This is a genomic window from Bifidobacterium breve DSM 20213 = JCM 1192 (assembly GCF_001025175.1).
Lineage (GTDB): Bacteria > Actinomycetota > Actinomycetes > Actinomycetales > Bifidobacteriaceae > Bifidobacterium > Bifidobacterium breve.
Map to the genome: position 1 here is coordinate 389517 of NZ_AP012324.1, position 15050 is coordinate 404566.

12 protein-coding genes are annotated in these 15050 nt (G+C 58.6%); 10 read left to right on the top strand and 2 right to left on the bottom strand.

Annotated features, from left to right (window positions below; all coding sequences use genetic code 11):
• Positions 1 to 152: 152 nt before the first annotated feature.
• The 6 genes from BBBR_RS01570 (at position 153) to BBBR_RS01595 (ending at position 7634) form a co-directional block, all read left to right on the top strand.
• Positions 153 to 1700, top strand: coding sequence for an isopeptide-forming domain-containing fimbrial protein (locus BBBR_RS01570; protein ID WP_003828225.1), 1548 nt, complete (start codon positions 153 to 155; stop codon positions 1698 to 1700).
• Positions 1701 to 1807: 107 nt separating this feature from the next.
• Positions 1808 to 2482 (top strand): hypothetical protein, encoded by a 675-nt coding sequence (locus BBBR_RS01575; protein WP_003828226.1) that lies wholly within the window; start codon positions 1808 to 1810, stop codon positions 2480 to 2482.
• 278 nt (positions 2483 to 2760) lie between these two features.
• A complete protein-coding gene (locus tag BBBR_RS10020; protein ID WP_032738132.1) occupies positions 2761 to 3255 on the top strand; it encodes a hypothetical protein in 495 nt (164 codons plus the stop codon).
• Between the two features lie 308 nt (positions 3256 to 3563).
• Entirely contained in the window at positions 3564 to 4250 is a 687-nt protein-coding gene (locus BBBR_RS01585) for a hypothetical protein (protein ID WP_003828228.1), read from the top strand.
• A 129-nt stretch (positions 4251 to 4379) separates the two neighbouring features.
• Positions 4380 to 4649 (top strand): 30S ribosomal protein S15, encoded by a 270-nt coding sequence (rpsO, locus tag BBBR_RS01590; protein ID WP_003828229.1) that lies wholly within the window; start codon positions 4380 to 4382, stop codon positions 4647 to 4649.
• Positions 4650 to 4925: 276 nt separating this feature from the next.
• Positions 4926 to 7634 carry a polyribonucleotide nucleotidyltransferase gene (locus tag BBBR_RS01595; protein WP_014483455.1) on the top strand — a complete coding sequence of 903 codons (2709 nt, stop codon included), beginning with the start codon at positions 4926 to 4928 and terminating at the stop codon, positions 7632 to 7634.
• A gap of 436 nt (positions 7635 to 8070) precedes the next feature.
• On the opposite strand, the gene BBBR_RS01600 is transcribed toward BBBR_RS01595, so the two are convergent.
• Positions 8071 to 8781 carry an ATP-binding cassette domain-containing protein gene (locus tag BBBR_RS01600; RefSeq protein ID WP_003828231.1) on the bottom strand — a complete coding sequence of 237 codons (711 nt, stop codon included), beginning with the start codon at positions 8779 to 8781 and terminating at the stop codon, positions 8071 to 8073.
• Between the two features lie 134 nt (positions 8782 to 8915).
• Entirely contained in the window at positions 8916 to 9818 is a 903-nt protein-coding gene (locus tag BBBR_RS01605; protein ID WP_003828232.1) for a hypothetical protein, read from the bottom strand.
• 461 nt (positions 9819 to 10279) lie between these two features.
• Between BBBR_RS01605 and BBBR_RS01610 the strand changes: the two genes are divergently transcribed.
• The 4 genes from BBBR_RS01610 (at position 10280) to BBBR_RS01625 (ending at position 14997) form a co-directional block, all read left to right on the top strand.
• Positions 10280 to 10858 (top strand): LemA family protein, encoded by a 579-nt coding sequence (locus BBBR_RS01610; RefSeq protein WP_032738133.1) that lies wholly within the window; start codon positions 10280 to 10282, stop codon positions 10856 to 10858.
• Between the two features lie 65 nt (positions 10859 to 10923).
• Entirely contained in the window at positions 10924 to 13179 is a 2256-nt protein-coding gene (locus BBBR_RS01615) for a DUF2207 domain-containing protein (RefSeq protein ID WP_003828234.1), read from the top strand.
• Positions 13179 to 13421 (top strand): hypothetical protein, encoded by a 243-nt coding sequence (locus BBBR_RS01620; RefSeq protein ID WP_003828235.1) that lies wholly within the window; start codon positions 13179 to 13181, stop codon positions 13419 to 13421. The genes BBBR_RS01615 and BBBR_RS01620 overlap by 1 nt, the downstream gene beginning before the upstream one ends.
• 115 nt (positions 13422 to 13536) lie before the next feature.
• Positions 13537 to 14997 carry a DUF2207 domain-containing protein gene (locus BBBR_RS01625; protein WP_003828236.1) on the top strand — a complete coding sequence of 487 codons (1461 nt, stop codon included), beginning with the start codon at positions 13537 to 13539 and terminating at the stop codon, positions 14995 to 14997.
• The last annotated feature ends 53 nt before the right edge of the window (positions 14998 to 15050 follow it).

Here is a 15050-nt window from a genome sequence, read left to right on the forward strand (position 1 = left end):
CCGAAGGCGGACTGAGGGGAGTCGACAAAGGCTCCTCTCCCCGGAGAAAACACATTAAAGGTGTACGGAGATTGCGAAGTCCCTTGGCAGAAGGACCGGAGTCTCCGTGATTGCAGAAAACAAGTACAAAGTAAAGGAAGAGAGGGCTTCTCATGAAGTTGAGGAAGCTTTTCGCGGGCGTCGCTGCGGCGGCGACCCTGTTGGGCGGCATGGCGTTCGGCGCCACCGCCGCCAACGCGGCGGATACCGCGTCCATCACCCTGAGCGGCAAGACCGTGAAGGGTACCGTGTACACTGCGTACAAGATCGGTTCCTATGACACTGCCAGTGCGAAGGTCGAGAAAGACAAGCTCGCGTCCGTCGGCGTGACGACGGACCAGGCTTGGAAGACGGATGCCGAGAACGTGCTGGGCTCCACAGTGACTAATACTCCGGAGTACAAGGGCTACGGTGATCCGCTGGCCTATGTGGCGGGCACCACCGGCTACTACACCAACACCCCGGCAACGCTGCCGAACGCCTCCGCGACCATGGAATCGTTCGTCCAGAGCCTGGCCGGCAAGCTGGATGGCAAGACGGCCGTGGACCCGTCCCAGACGGTTGCCAATGATAACGACAAAGTCGTCTTCTCCGGCCTTGACGAGGGTCTGTACCTGATTGTTTCCAAGACGGATACTGAACCCGCCACGGACGCCGGCTCCCCGCTGGCTATCGTCGGCACCCAGGTGACCGTCAACGGCACCGCGTACACGAAGTTGGGTGCGAACAATCAGACGCTGGGCAAGGCCGTGGTCAAGCCGTCCACCCCACAGAAGCCGAGCAAGTCCGCGAGTGACCTGAACCCGTACGTGGGCGCCACCATCACTTACACGCTTGAGGGCACCGTGCCGGCCAAGGCCAATTCCTTCAAGTTCGTCGATACCCCGAGCGCTGGTCTGACTGTCAAGCTGGATACCCTCAAGGTGAACGTTCAGGGCGAAACTGACCCGCTCGCCAACACCGAGTACACGGTCGACCCCGCCTCCGGCGACTTTAACACCTCCGCTGCTAAGCCGTCCTTCACCATCGCGCTGAACAACGCTACCAAGTACCAGGGCAAGCACATCGTCGTCAAGTACAACGCGCTGGTCAACAAGAAAGCCAACGTCAACGGCACCAACAACGATGTCAGGTTCGACAACTCCAACCAGACCACTACCACCACCATCACCCCGCAGCTGAACACCGTGACCTTCACCAAGAAGGGTGTGGATGCCGACACGAATGCTCTGAAGGGCGTCGTGTTCCAGATCGTGGCTGATACGAACAACGCAACCCCGCTGCCGGACGGTACCGCAACCGAGGCCACCTCAGGCGACAAAGGTGTGGTCACGTTCTCCGGTCTGCCGAACGGCACGTACACCATCACCGAGAAGACCCCGGCCGATGGCTACCTGACCACCGCCCTGCCTTCGTTCACAGTTACCGTCGAGAACGGCAAGGTCACCGACGTCACCCCGACGGGTGTCGGCGCCGGCCTCGTGACCTTCGAGAACGGCTACGCCAACATCGTGGTGAAGAACGTCAAGAAGATCACCCAGTTGCCGCTCACCGGTGCCGCCGGAACCATGCTGTTCACCGTGGTCGCCGTGCTCCTCGCCGGTGTTGCCGCGACCGTGTTCGCCAAGTCCCGCTTCACCAAGCGCGCCCTCGACGCGTGAATCGAGAGCAAATAATCTGCCGTTTGATTATCTGTAGATGTTCAAGTGAGGCTCGTTCCGAAGGTTGCTTCAGGACGGGCCTCTTTTTTGAGAAAAAGGAGTTGTTTATGGAACAGCCGACGAAGAGATATTCAACCCAAGATGTATGGAAAAGTTATTGGTGTGGTCCAACCATATTCGATCGTATCGGTAAGGATTTTGACAAGAGTGGCTATGACTTGCATTGGCTGCGTGATGCGCTGACCTCTGCCTATGACGTTCAGGAGAGTTGCAGGTCGAGCGTCAATGAAAAGCTTCGGCACCCTTACACGTTATCGGTGTTGGAGAAGGCGCGCTTGCTGTGTGACGCGCAAGATAATCGGCACGCGTCCAGTATAGGTATTGTTGATATTGCGGTGCTAGCATTGTCCGGTTTTGCCGTATTGGCGTCAGTAATTTCTACGTACAAGGATATGAATATCTCTCAGGAGATAATGCCTGCTAACTTGATACTGCTTATTGGACTCATCGTGCTGTTTGCCATTCTTATGGGTGAAGTAATTTATCTATCCAGGCGGGACAATCGGCGTGACAGGCTTCGCGAAGCTTTGGCTATTCTCATTGCGGAGGATGAACGAACCGCGAAAGAAAAGGAACAGGCTTCGGATGAGGAGCTCCGCCAACTGATTCATAATCTGTTGGCGATTAGTGTCCAAGCCGCTAGCGCTGTTAGTGATAATAGTGCTGCTGGCGGTACTGCTGATGCTGATGCTGGTAATGATGATGGGGATGGTGACGCTTAATAGCGTCTATTTTCCATAATCATTGCCTGAGGATTCGACACTCAAGCATACATAGGCCGTCATAGGCCGTTTTGCGAGATATGGAGGGCCATCAGTCCTGGACACTGATGGCCCTCCATCATGCTTCCCTATCGTTTCCCTCATCTCAATATCGGGGATGAAACCTACCCTACTAGGGGTTAGAAAAGTCCGTATAACAACTGCTATCATCCCAAACTATGACATGCCCCCATATTCAGGGGATGCGAACGAACCTTCCAGAGATGTAAGGGGTGAAAATGACTGTCGGTGGAGGGGCCTTTAGCCCCGAAGAGGTCAAGTACCTGAAGTCGTTGCCGGCGGTGGCGGAAGCCACTTCGAGACGCATTACCTACACAGACGACTTCAAACGGTATTGCGTGACCCGTTATAACGAAGGTGCCTCGCCGGTGCGTTTGTTCCGTGAGGCCGGGCTCGATTCCGCCCTGATCGGGTACAAGCGCATCGAACGTTGCCTTGCCCGCTGGCGCGAGGCACAGGATGAAATCCTGGGTGCCGAAGCGCCGGAACCCGCCGAGAAAAACAGCCTGGGGGGGGGGTATCACATTCGAAGTTTTATCGATCGGGAACCACTGGAACGTCAGATACTGCGAACGAGTGGCGTGAGACGGAGGGTGCCGCGATTGCGGCGAAAGCCGGCAGCGAATCCGATTTCCACGTATCTCCTGAACGCCGCGCCATCATCTTCCCCATCTCCCGCAAAGAGCAGAACAATGATTTGCGTGACCTGCTGATTGCTCAGCAAGTACGGCGTATCGATGAGCTGGAGCGGCAGGTCGATATGCTTGAGGCTTTGCTGCATAGCGGGCGGCGGGGGAGCAGAGCATCATCTTCCTCGCTTCCGAAACGCGAATCGGGCGAGCGGGGCTCGTCTGCGGGCAATAATGACGTTGCTCCCACGGATTCGGATAGGGAGAATCGTAACGAGGACCACGGTGAGGGTCATGGCGAGTAATCGATCGCATCGAAAACTTGCCTAACACACACGCTAAGATAGGCATCGCAATAATCGGCAATAAGCAGGTAATCGGCGAGGCGGTGCATGGAGCAGGAACCCAACGAGCAAGAACCTAACGAGGCAACGGAAATCGTGGGCAGCAAGGTGGAGACTGTCGAGGTTTCCAAGCATCCTGAAGCATCCATTCCCGAAACCGACTTGTCTTTGGCGGATATCGAACGTCGTCGCTCGCACCCCGTGCGCTGGGCGGTGACCATTCTGGCCGTGCTCGCCGCTATCATCGCCCCTTATTGGTTTGGCCGTTCGTTCGCCGTGAACAACACCGAAGCTGTGGTCGCCGCGCTGGGCGACGTATCTGCGCAGGGTATCGCGCTGGTCGGTTGGACTGTAGTAGTGATTGCTTACGTGGGCCTGGTGATGGCCATCGTCGTTTCCCCCTCGTGGCCATGGCTGATTGTGTTCGTGGTGGGCCTTGCGGCCGAACAGTTCATTGCTGGCCTGAGCATGCTCAATCTCCATTTCTGGTATTCGACGTATGTGGTTTACGGCGAACAATCCAACATCGCGAATGCGGCGAATCTTGGCATACTGGCAGCGGCAATCGGCGTTGCCGTGTACGCCGTGATATTCGTGGGTTTGCTGGTGGTCATTAAGAAAACCTCGCCGCTGAACGTGCTGACCAAAAGCTGGGCCAGCTTTATTCTGTACTTTGTTATCGAAGGTGTCGCACTGTTCGTGGTGCTGTTTGGCGGACTGCTTACCGCGGTGTGACCAATCGGCTGGTTGGCTGTCTGTGCATTGCCGTATAGTTTTCATTTGGCGTGATTTCGCCCGCGGATAGAGAGCGTTTCGAGCGCACCGCCCGGAACACCGCGCAACGACACAATTAAGGAGGATGCCGTGGCACTGACGGCTGAAGAGAAGACCCAGATTATCAACGAGTACGCGACGCACGAAGGTGACACCGGTTCCCCCGAGGTCCAGGTGGCTCTGCTTTCCAAGCGTATCGCCGACCTGACCGACCACCTCAAGGAGCACAAGCACGACCACCACTCCCGTCGTGGTATGCAGCTGATGATCGGTGATCGTCGTCGTCTGCTTGATTACCTCAAGCGCGTTGACATCAACCGTTACCGCTCCCTCATCGAGCGTCTGGGTCTGCGTCGATAATTGAAGACTTCCGCCCGAGTACCTAGGATTGGTGCTCGGGCGTTTTACATACGCCAGCCAACGGCAACAACGGCAAGAGGGTTAGAGGATAGGCCGAAGGCACCACGGTAAGGTGCGGCCAACAAGAGAACCCGAATGAAGGGGTTGACACGAGGAACGGCGGCCAAGGGGCCAGCCGAAACAAGGTATGTGACGTCCGCTGAAGAGGACAGTCGCGGTGCGGTAGACCGCGGCACAGTTTGTAGGAATAAGAAAATTAAAGAAGGAGGAACCCTAATGGAGGGTCCCGAAATCAAGGCCGTTGAGGCCGTAATCGACAATGGAACGTTTGGCAAGCGCACGCTGCGCTTCGAGACCGGCCGCCTGGCACAGCAGGCTGATGGTGCTGTGGCCGCCTACCTCGACGACGATTCCATGATTCTGTCCACCACCACCGCCGGCTCCAGCCCGAAGGAGAACTACGACTTCTTCCCGCTGACCGTCGACGTTGAAGAGAAGATGTACGCCGCCGGCAAGATCCCGGGCTCGTTCTTCCGCCGTGAAGGCCGTCCGAGCTCCGAGGCCATCCTCGCCTGCCGCATCATCGACCGTCCGCTGCGCCCGCTGTTTCCGCACACGCTGCGCAACGAGGTGCAGGTCGTCGAGACCGTGCTCGCCGTGAACCCTGATGACGCCTACGACGTCATCGCCCTGAACGCCGCCTCCGCCTCCACCATGATTTCCGGTCTGCCGTTCGAAGGCCCGGTCTCCGGTGTGCGTCTGGCCCTGATCGACGGCCAGTGGGTCGCCTTCCCGCGCTGGAGCGAGCGTGAGCGCGCCGTGTTCGAGATTGTGGTCGCCGGCCGCGTTGTCGAGAACGGTGACGTCGCCATCGCCATGATCGAGGCCGGCGCCGGCAAGAACGCCTGGCACCTCATCTACGACGAGGGCCAGACCAAGCCTGATGAGGAAGTCGTGGCCGCCGGTCTTGAGGCCGCCAAGCCGTTCATCAAGGTGATTTGCGAGGCTCAGGACGAGCTCAAGAAGATCGCCGCCAAGGAGACCAAGGAATTCCAGCTCTTCCCGGAGTACACCGACGAGCTGTACGCCCGCATCGACGAGATCGCTCACAAGGATCTGGACGAGGCCCTCTCCATCGCCGAGAAGCTGCCGCGCCAGGACCGCATCCATGAGATCAAGGAGCACGTGCGCGAGGTGCTCGCGGACGAGTTCACCGATATGGACGATGCCGAGAAGGACAAGGAACTCGGTAACGCCTTCAAGGAGCTGCAGCGCCAGATCGTGCGTCGCCGCATCCTGACCGAGGACTATCGCATCGACGGCCGTGGCCTGCGCGACATCCGCACCCTGTCCGCCGAGGTGGACATTGTGCCTCGCGTGCACGGTTCCGCCCTGTTCCAGCGTGGCGAGACCCAGATTCTGGGCGTCACCACCCTGAACATGCTCAAGATGGAGCAGCAGATCGACGCTCTGTCCGGTCCGCAGTCCAAGCGCTACATGCACAACTACGAGATGCCGCCGTACTCCACTGGTGAGACCGGTCGCGTCGGCTCCCCGAAGCGCCGCGAAATCGGCCATGGTGCCCTCGCCGAGAAGGCTCTCGTGCCGGTGCTGCCGAGCCGCGAAGAGTTCCCCTACGCCATCCGCCAGGTCTCCGAGGCCATCGGTTCCAACGGTTCCACTTCCATGGGTTCCGTGTGCGCCTCCACGCTGTCCCTGCTCGCTGCCGGCGTGCCGCTGAAGGCTCCGGTTGCCGGCATCGCCATGGGTCTCGTGTCCGGCGATGTTGATGGCAAGCACATCTTCAAGACCCTTACCGATATCCTGGGTGCCGAGGATGCTTTCGGCGACATGGACTTCAAGGTGGCCGGTACTTCCGAGTTCATCACTGCCCTGCAGCTCGACACCAAGCTCGACGGCATCCCCGCCGATATCCTGGCCGCCGCTCTGCAGCAGGCCAAGGAAGCTCGCGCCACGATTCTCGAGGTCATTAACGAGTGCATCGACGGCCCGGCTGAGATGAGCGAGTTCGCTCCGCGCATCATCACCACCACCGTTCCGGTCGAGAAGATCGGCGAGGTCATCGGCCCGAAGGGCAAGATGATCAACCAGATTCAGGAAGACACCGGTGCTGAGATCGCTATCGAGGATGACGGTACCGTCTTCATCTCCTCCGAAGGTGGCGAGGCTGCCGAGAAGGCCAAGTCTATCATCGACTCCATCGCCAACCCGCACGTGCCTGAGGCCGGCGAGACCTACAACGGCAAGGTCGTCAAGACCACGAGCTTCGGTGCTTTCGTGAACCTCACTCCTGGCACCGACGGTCTGCTGCACATCTCCCAGATTCGCAACCTGGCCAACGGCGAGCGTATCGACGCCGTTGAGGACGTGCTTAAGGAAGGCGACACCGTTGAGGTCGTCGTGCAGGGCGTTGACGATCGCGGCAAGATTTCCCTGGCTATCCCCGGTTTCGAGGATCAGGAGAACAACGCCGGTTCCCGTGGTGGCCGTGGCGATCGTGATGATCGCCACGGTAGCCGTGGCCGTGACGACCGCCGTGGCGGTGGCCGTGGCCGCCGCTCCGACCGTGACGATCGCGACTTCGACGATCGCGACGACCGTCCGCGTCGCCGTCGCTCCGACGATTTCGAGGATGACTACGAGGATCGTCCGCGTCGCCGTCGTTCCGATGATCGCGACTTCGACCGTGACGACCGCGATTCCCGCGATGATGATCGTCCGCGTCGCCGTCGCTCCGCCGATTTCGAGGATGACTACGAGGATCGTCCGCGTCGCCGTCGTTCCGATGACCGTGGCGATCGTGATGACCGCCGTGGTTCTCGTGGTGGCCGTGGCCGTGGCTCCGACCGCAACCCGCGCTACGCCACCGACGACAACTACGACGACTACCGCGCCGACCGCGAAGAGCGCTCCGAGCGCCCGCGCCGCCGCGTTCGCCGCGACTTCGATCCCTTCGAGGACTGATCTCTTATCTGGCTCCTCTCTCTGAGGGGAGCTAAACAAAGGGCCTCTGTACCGATTCATTCGGTACAGAGGCCCTTCGCATACCAAGCACCCACTCTCGCATCGTGTCTCCGAATGGGACAATGCAGGAATTCCGCCATTTTTCTGGTGTTGTCCCACACATTGTAGTTTGCGGAATCAAGGCCTTAATATAAGAATGGCATTATTCCAACGATTCTTTGATTTGTGGGATGGGACAACGCGAGTGTATATCGTTTGATGTTCGTGTTGTCCCGCGGATAAGTGGGACAACAGGGGAGAAATGCTGGAATCGGCTTGTTGTCCCACAAAACGCTTAATTATCGGTCATTCTAAGTTCGTATGGTGGACGTCTAAGAGATGACGTTTGCTGATGACATTCATAGCCCGACCGGTCGGCATCTATGCAGTGCCATCGCTAGCGCTCTCGCAACGGAGCCAACTGGAACACCTCATCGGACTGGGCGGCGACCTCGGGACTGTGCGTCACGATGATCACGCACTTGCCCTCCGCATGCGCCAAATCCTTGAAAATCCCCATGATGTCATCCTGCGTGGCGAGGTCGAGGTTGCCGGTGGGTTCGTCGGCCAAGATAATCTGTGGATCGTAGCTCAACGCGCGGGCGATGGCCACACGCTGCTGCCCACCGCCGGACAGGTGCAGGATACGCTCGTTCAAATACTCCGGCTGCAAACGCACCTTTTCGATAAGCTCGGCGGCGATCTGCTTCTTCGGGCGGTCGAAAGTCTTGCCCGAAGCATCCATGGACAGGATGATGTTCTCTGCCACGGTCAACGCCGGCAGCAGGTTGAAGCTCTGGAAAATCACGCCGATGTCGTGACTGCGGAACCGGTAACGGTCCGCTTTGGCCAGATCCTCCCCATTGTGCAGCACCCGGCCTTTGGTGGGCGTGGCCAACCCCGAAAGCAGCGAGAGCAGCGTGGTCTTGCCCGCGCCGGACGGGCCGGTGATGGACACCACCGTGCCAGGGTGGAACGCGTAGTTCTTGTCGATGAGCACGCGCTTGCCGCCTTTGGAATACGAGTAGGATACGTGTTCCAGTTGCAAGGCCGGTTCGGTGGTGGGTTCGACGATGGTCGCAGTATTGGTTTCGATTGCAGTATTCATAATGATGTTCCTTAGTTCTGCTCCCCGCTGGCGGGACGCTGTCCGCAAAGCTGACTGAGGATGGTTGCGGAGGCGAGGTGGGAACCATCCCCACCCGCTTCGCGGGAGCCTTCGCCAGCGGGGGCGGGTAATGATTACGAACGGTCGGCGAGGATCTGGAGAGGCTCGTATCGCATGACGAACACGATGCCGACCAGCGCGGAAATCAGTGTCAGTCCGAGGCCGATCAGTATCAGCTGTCCGACCACCGCAAGATTCACGGTGGCGTTGATTTCGCTCACATAATCGACTGCCTGACTCATGACGCCACACATGCCACCAGGCTGCCCGCCTTGTGAGTCGCCGTTACCTGATGAGGAATCATTGCCAGACGAACCGGATTCAGAATTGTATGAGTCCGAGCCGTCGACGGAAGACGAGCCAGAGTCACCGGAGGAATTGGAGCTGGAATCGCCGTTTCCGGTGGAAGTATTGCCGCCGGAAGCCCCGGAGCCACCTGGTCCGCCGCCCATATCACCGCCGGGCCCACCCTGACCTTGCTGATTGGAAGAGCCTGAGTCAGACGATGAATCCAAAGAGTTCGCCGCGTTCGCGGTGCTGGTCTCCACCGGTTGGAAGGAATCGGTGCCGGAGACGCCGGTGCTTTCCGAGTAGTACGACGAAACGGAAACGCTGGAGGCTTTGGCGTATTTCTGGTAGTCGGCCAAGGTCAGGTTGCTGCTGTCGAGAGCACCACGCATGGTATCGAAGTCAGGCGCGCTGTCCGAATCAGATGAATCAGACGAATCCGAGGAGCCAGATGACGAATCGCTCGACTGCGATTCGCGCGCCTGTTCCATCAGTTTGCTGCGGTCCACGCTGATCGTCGCGGTCACCGAAGTGTTGACCAGCCCGGTCTCGCGCGCATTGTCGGCGGCATTGCGAATCGCCAATCCGATGGTGGCCGCCGCGGCGATAATCGCCACGATCAGCACGATGAGAATATTGCGGCCCTTATTCCGTATTACCGTTTTCCAGGCGTTGTTGAGCACGAACATGATGCTTCCCTTGGGCCGGTCCAAGATGGACTGATTGATACGTAGTGCGATTCGCGGGGCGCGCTTGCCGGTGCGCTTGCGAATCGTCTGGGAACCACTATCGAATCCGCCGATGATTGCGCACTAAAGCGAGCCTGATAGCTGCCGGCAACTTAGATTTCACTTATCTGGAGCTTTTCTGAGAGCTTTCTGGGCGCGCCGGCCGTTCGAAAGTGTTGCTACCAGAGCAGTGTGCCCTCTTTGTGGCAGAACGTTCGCGTCTCAACGAGGGGCACGCGAAGTTTCTGCCGTTTGACCGACTCGAAACGGCAGAAACTTCGCGGGGTATTCGTCGCTCCGTGCGATTTCTGCCGTTTCTGCCACACTCCAAGGACGTAGTCCAGGCGAATGCCGTAAAAATCTCCTGTTTTCACGCGATGTGTGGAAGAATGGTCACTGAAGGGCCCAGCAAAGGAGCATATATGAGTGCAGGTCTGATTATCACCATTGTCGTTGTCGTCGTTATCGTTGCGTTGATCGTTTGGGCGGTCGGTGCCTACAACAACCTCGTTACTCTCAAGAACCGCGTAAAGAACGGCTGGGCGCAGATCGACGTGCAGCTCAAGCAGCGCGCCGACCTGATCCCGAATCTGGTGAACACCGTCAAAGGCTATGCCACCCATGAATCCGAGGTGTTCACTCAGGTGACCGCCGCCCGCGCCGGCGTGGTGGCTGCGGCCAACGATCCGAACGCCACCACCGCTCAGCGTGCCGCCGCCGAAAACCAGCTGTCCCGTGCACTGGTCAATCTGCAGGCCACCGCCGAGGCATACCCGCAGCTGCAAGCCAACCAGAACTTCATGGATCTGCAAGCCCAGCTCAAGGACCTTGAGAACAAGATCGCCTACGCGCGCCAGTTCTACAATGATGTGGTCCTGAAGCTCAACACCGCCATTGAAACCGTGCCGACCAACATTATCGCCGGTCTCTTCCACTTCGAGCAGGCCCAGTACTTCGAGGCGGATGACGCCTCGCGCCAGGCTCCTCAAGTCAAGTTCTGATGATGTGAAGGCCCGCTAGGCAACAGCCAAGCGGGCCTTATTGCTGGTCGTTAGGGGAAGACTGTATGAAGAAGCGATTTATCCGTGCTGGTGTTATCAGTGCGCTGATTACGTTTGCGGTGGCATGCTTTGCCGCATTGATGATGGTCATAATGCCAGCTGGCGATTCTGCGGATCTCAGCTATCGCACGCTTGACTATGACGTGACCGCCACTGCGGATGGCAATCTCAAGGTCACGCAGCGTATCGATGTCAAGCTTCGCGATCGTTCTGATGATGACGGAGATCGCCCTTGGAAGCAGCTCTTTCAGCAATATTCACTGGCTCCCGGCAACTTGACTGATATTACCGATATCAGTGTGCGCAACGTCACTGATGGCATCGATTATGCCCAGCAGACCGAGCCCAAACTGCCCAGTGCCGTGTCTTCCAACGAGGCATGGAACAGCGATTATGCCAACCATTGGTATATCGCCGACGTCAGTGCGAGCAGTGACAATCCCCAGCCCTACACGCCAGGCACGGACGGTATACAGGTCGGGGAGTCCTCAAAGAGCGCCAAAACCGTGGAGATAGGCTGGAATATCCCGGTAACCACCGAAGCCAACAGCATGAAGTTCGAAGTGAGCTTCACCATGCACAATGTGGCTACCAAGTGGCAGGACGTCGCCTCATTCCAATGGGAACCGTTCGGCAAAAAGAACCAAGTGCCCATTGGCACGGTCACCGGCACTGTGCACTTCCCCGAAGGTATCACCGGCAAAACCTCATGGGCATGGTTGCACACCGAACGCACCTCCGCAACCAAGCGGGAGTCGGACGGCAGCTACACGTTCACGGCCTACAACATCCGTACGGGCGACTATCTGGACGTGGTCGCGGCCTTTGACTCCAGCAAAGCCGGGGATATGGCCCGCACCCAGCCCGGTGACCATCTCAACGACCTCAAAACCAGTGAATACAACCAGCAGCAACGTTGGCTTGACCGTCAACGGCTCGCCGCTCGAATCCGGCTCATCGGCTGGATTGCCACCATCGTGATCGGCTTGGCGCTGTGCATATGGGGCGTATGGGCCGCCATCGCAAGCAACCGTCGCGCGCAATACCACGGCGACATCGAATACTGGCGTGACCAGCCCGGTATCAGCCCGGCTTCGGCGGCCAGACTCATCAAGGTTGTGGATTTGAGCGTCACCGGTGATTCCTCCGACCGTGAGCTGACGGCCACCATGCTTTCACTGGCCGTCAAAAAGGCCATCGCCATCTATCCTGGTCCTGCGGACATGTACCGAGGCATCGATATGAGCCAGGCCACTCCAGTGGGTCTGATCCAGATGATTACTGCGGACCCCGGCAAAATGAACGCGGCACGCAACACCAGCACCATCGTGATTCTGCCGGCCAGCCTTGATGCGGCGTCCAATATCGAACAACTTGGTCTGAGCCAATCCGAGGAAGCGCTGCTCGCTCTGCTGATTACCATCTCTCAGCGCGTCGGCTGCCCGGTATTCGACCTGAACCAGATGAAGAACGTCTGCAAGGACTGGGCAAGCGGCTATCTGGAGCTCAATAAATTCACGGATTCATGCGCGGCTGAATACTCTCCATTGACCAGTACGGCGTCTTCCCAATGGGCTGTTGCCGGTGTGCTCGCTGTGGTGCTTGGCCTCGGAGCCTTGATCGTCAATGGGACCACTGGTTTTATGGTGGCCGGCATGATCACCGGTTCGCCGCTTCTGCTGGTCGGTCTGTTCTGTCTGTTGGGCGGCACGTCAACCGCACTGACCGAACCGGGTCATGAGATGGCGGGACGGTGTCTGGGCCTGAAGCGCTACATGCAGGACTTCTCGAACTTTGCCGACCGTGGCGCTGCCGACATAGCCATGTGGGATTGGTATATGGTGTACGCCGCTGCATTCGGCATCTCCGAGCGCGTGATGAAGGAACTGGCCAAGGCCTACCCGCAGGTCAACGACCCGGCATGGCTGGATGCCAATGCCGCAGGAACGTTGTTCTACTGGAACTACAGGCCATATGGCTGGTACGGCGGCCGTTACTACGGTGATTCCGCAACGGCCGATCAAGGTAGCCTCGGTGCTGCAGGGCCGGTTCCGGCGTACGGTGGCACATCGTTCGCCGGTGGGTTCTCCGACCTTGGTTCACAGCTGTCCGCAGGGTTCGCGGACATCAGCTCGACCATTCAGGCGGCAGCGCCTTCATCCGATTCCGGTGGCGATTTCGGTAGCTTCGGTTCCGGCGGCGGTAGCGGCTTCGGAGGTTCATTCGGCGGCTCCGGTGGCGGTTCATTCGGAGGCCGCTGATGAGGCATCGCACGATACGCTCCATCATCGCCATGTTGATCACTGCCGCGACCATCACGGCGATACTCATCGTGACACTGCTCATCTTCAATTGGTTTACCGCCGATCACCCGAAACGGTCGTACCGCAGCCTCGACTATGAGGTGGCCGTGCAGCCCAACGGCGACCTCAAGGTCACCCAGCACATCGACATGAAGCTGGACAGTCGAGGCAAGAACAAGCCGTGGAAGCAGCTGTATTAGACCTACGAAATCAACGAATACAATCTTTCGGACATCACCGACATCTCCGTCACCAATACGACCACTGGCGAAACGTACACGCAGCTTAAAGGGAGATCCGCTGCAGCCGGCCGATGTGAATGGCGACGAAGCGTGGAACAGCCACTACGCCAAACACTGGTATGTGGTGGCCACGAACCGGATCGACACTGAAGCCTACGCCTACCAGCCCGGCAAGGATGGCATCCCGATCTACCAGACCTGGGATGAGTACCAGGATTACGATCAGGGTATTTCCGGTCGAAAGATGCAGCTTCTGGAAATCGGTTGGAACATTCCGGCCACCACCAAAGCCAAAAGCCTGAAATTCGAGGTGACGATGGCCCTGGTGGGCGCCACCACGCTCTACAGCGATGTGGCCAAGTTCCAGTGGGAGCCGGTCAGCGAGCTCAACGAAACGCCCATCGGCAAAGTGACTGGCACCGTGCGATTCCCCAACGGCATCACGGCTAGCAACTCCTGGGCTTGGCTGCACTATTCGGGCGTTTCAACCACCGAACGAGGTGAAAACGGCGAGCTGAAGTTCGCGGCGAACAACGTGCGCGTGGGCCGCTACCTTGATCTGGTCGCCACCTTCGATTCGTCTGGAATGCACGACACCTCCGGAGGCAAGGCCGGCCAACAATATACGCCGGCAGGCGACTGGATTCGCAAGCGGGATTATGACAGTCTAGCCGAGCTCAAGCAGTCCGAAAAAGATAAGGAAGCACAGGCGCGCGCCGAGCAACGTAACACAGTAAAGAAGTGGGCCATCACGCTTGGTATAGGTTTGGGAATCAGCCTAATCGCACTGATTATGGCAATCTTCGGATTCGTGCATGTGCACCTTGCGGTCAGAAGGCGGGATGCCATGTACGTTCACGACATTCCGCAGATCGGGCCGGTGAGCGTGGCGCGTATCGCCTCGATTATGGGACTGGCACCAAAACATGGCTACGATCATCGCCAGACCGCCGCCACCCTGCTCTCGCTGGCAGCCAAGGGCGCAATCGCCATATATCCCGGGCCGGCGAGCCTGTATGGGGGCGTCGAGCTGACTGGGCTTGCGGCCAAGACGCGGCCGTTGGCTTTGCGGGCGGTGAGTCAGATGCTGAGTGGGAGCGGGGCTGCGGATTTGGCGCTCTGGGACCAGCATCTTGTTTATGCCACGGCGGTGGGCATGTCCAAACGAACGCTGCGGGAACTTGCCAAAGCATATCCGCAGATTCAGAACCCTGACTGGTTGGACGATAATGCCACAGATTCGTTGGTGTATTGGAACTTCCGGTACGCCTCGATTGGCGATACCCATGATGGCTCGTCGCGTGCGAGCACCGGCGATGGCACTGGCCTTGGTTTCGGTCTTGGCCCGGCAGACTCCGACCACTTGGGTGCCAGCTTCGGCGGCATCCTCGATTTCGGCGCGCAACTAGGCTCCGGATTCAACGAAATCAGCGCCACGATCCGAGGCGCAGCCCCAGCATCGGCATCCATCGACGGATCCAGCGGCAGCTTCTCAGGCGGTGGATCCGGCGGAGGCTCATTCGGCGGACGGTAATGGGGAAGTACTTAAGCAATTAAAAAGCCCGGTGTCGTAGGACATCGGGCTTT

Bases quoted from the DNA above. Each gene is read 5' to 3' on its own strand.
- BBBR_RS01575 (WP_003828226.1), top strand. From the start codon at position 1,808: ATGGAACAGCCGACGAAGAGATATTCAACCCAAGATGTATGGAAAAGT.
- BBBR_RS01605 (WP_003828232.1), bottom strand. From the start codon at position 9,818: ATGTTCGTGCTCAACAACGCCTGGAAAACGGTAATACGGAATAAGGGC.
- BBBR_RS10020 (WP_032738132.1), top strand. From the start codon at position 2,761: ATGACTGTCGGTGGAGGGGCCTTTAGCCCCGAAGAGGTCAAGTACCTG.
- BBBR_RS01600 (WP_003828231.1), bottom strand. From the start codon at position 8,781: ATGAATACTGCAATCGAAACCAATACTGCGACCATCGTCGAACCCACC.
- BBBR_RS01610 (WP_032738133.1), top strand. From the start codon at position 10,280: ATGAGTGCAGGTCTGATTATCACCATTGTCGTTGTCGTCGTTATCGTT.
- BBBR_RS01570 (WP_003828225.1), top strand. From the start codon at position 153: ATGAAGTTGAGGAAGCTTTTCGCGGGCGTCGCTGCGGCGGCGACCCTG.
- BBBR_RS01615 (WP_003828234.1), top strand. From the start codon at position 10,924: ATGAAGAAGCGATTTATCCGTGCTGGTGTTATCAGTGCGCTGATTACG.
- BBBR_RS01585 (WP_003828228.1), top strand. From the start codon at position 3,564: ATGGAGCAGGAACCCAACGAGCAAGAACCTAACGAGGCAACGGAAATC.
- BBBR_RS01595 (WP_014483455.1), top strand. From the start codon at position 4,926: ATGGAGGGTCCCGAAATCAAGGCCGTTGAGGCCGTAATCGACAATGGA.
- BBBR_RS01620 (WP_003828235.1), top strand. From the start codon at position 13,179: ATGAGGCATCGCACGATACGCTCCATCATCGCCATGTTGATCACTGCC.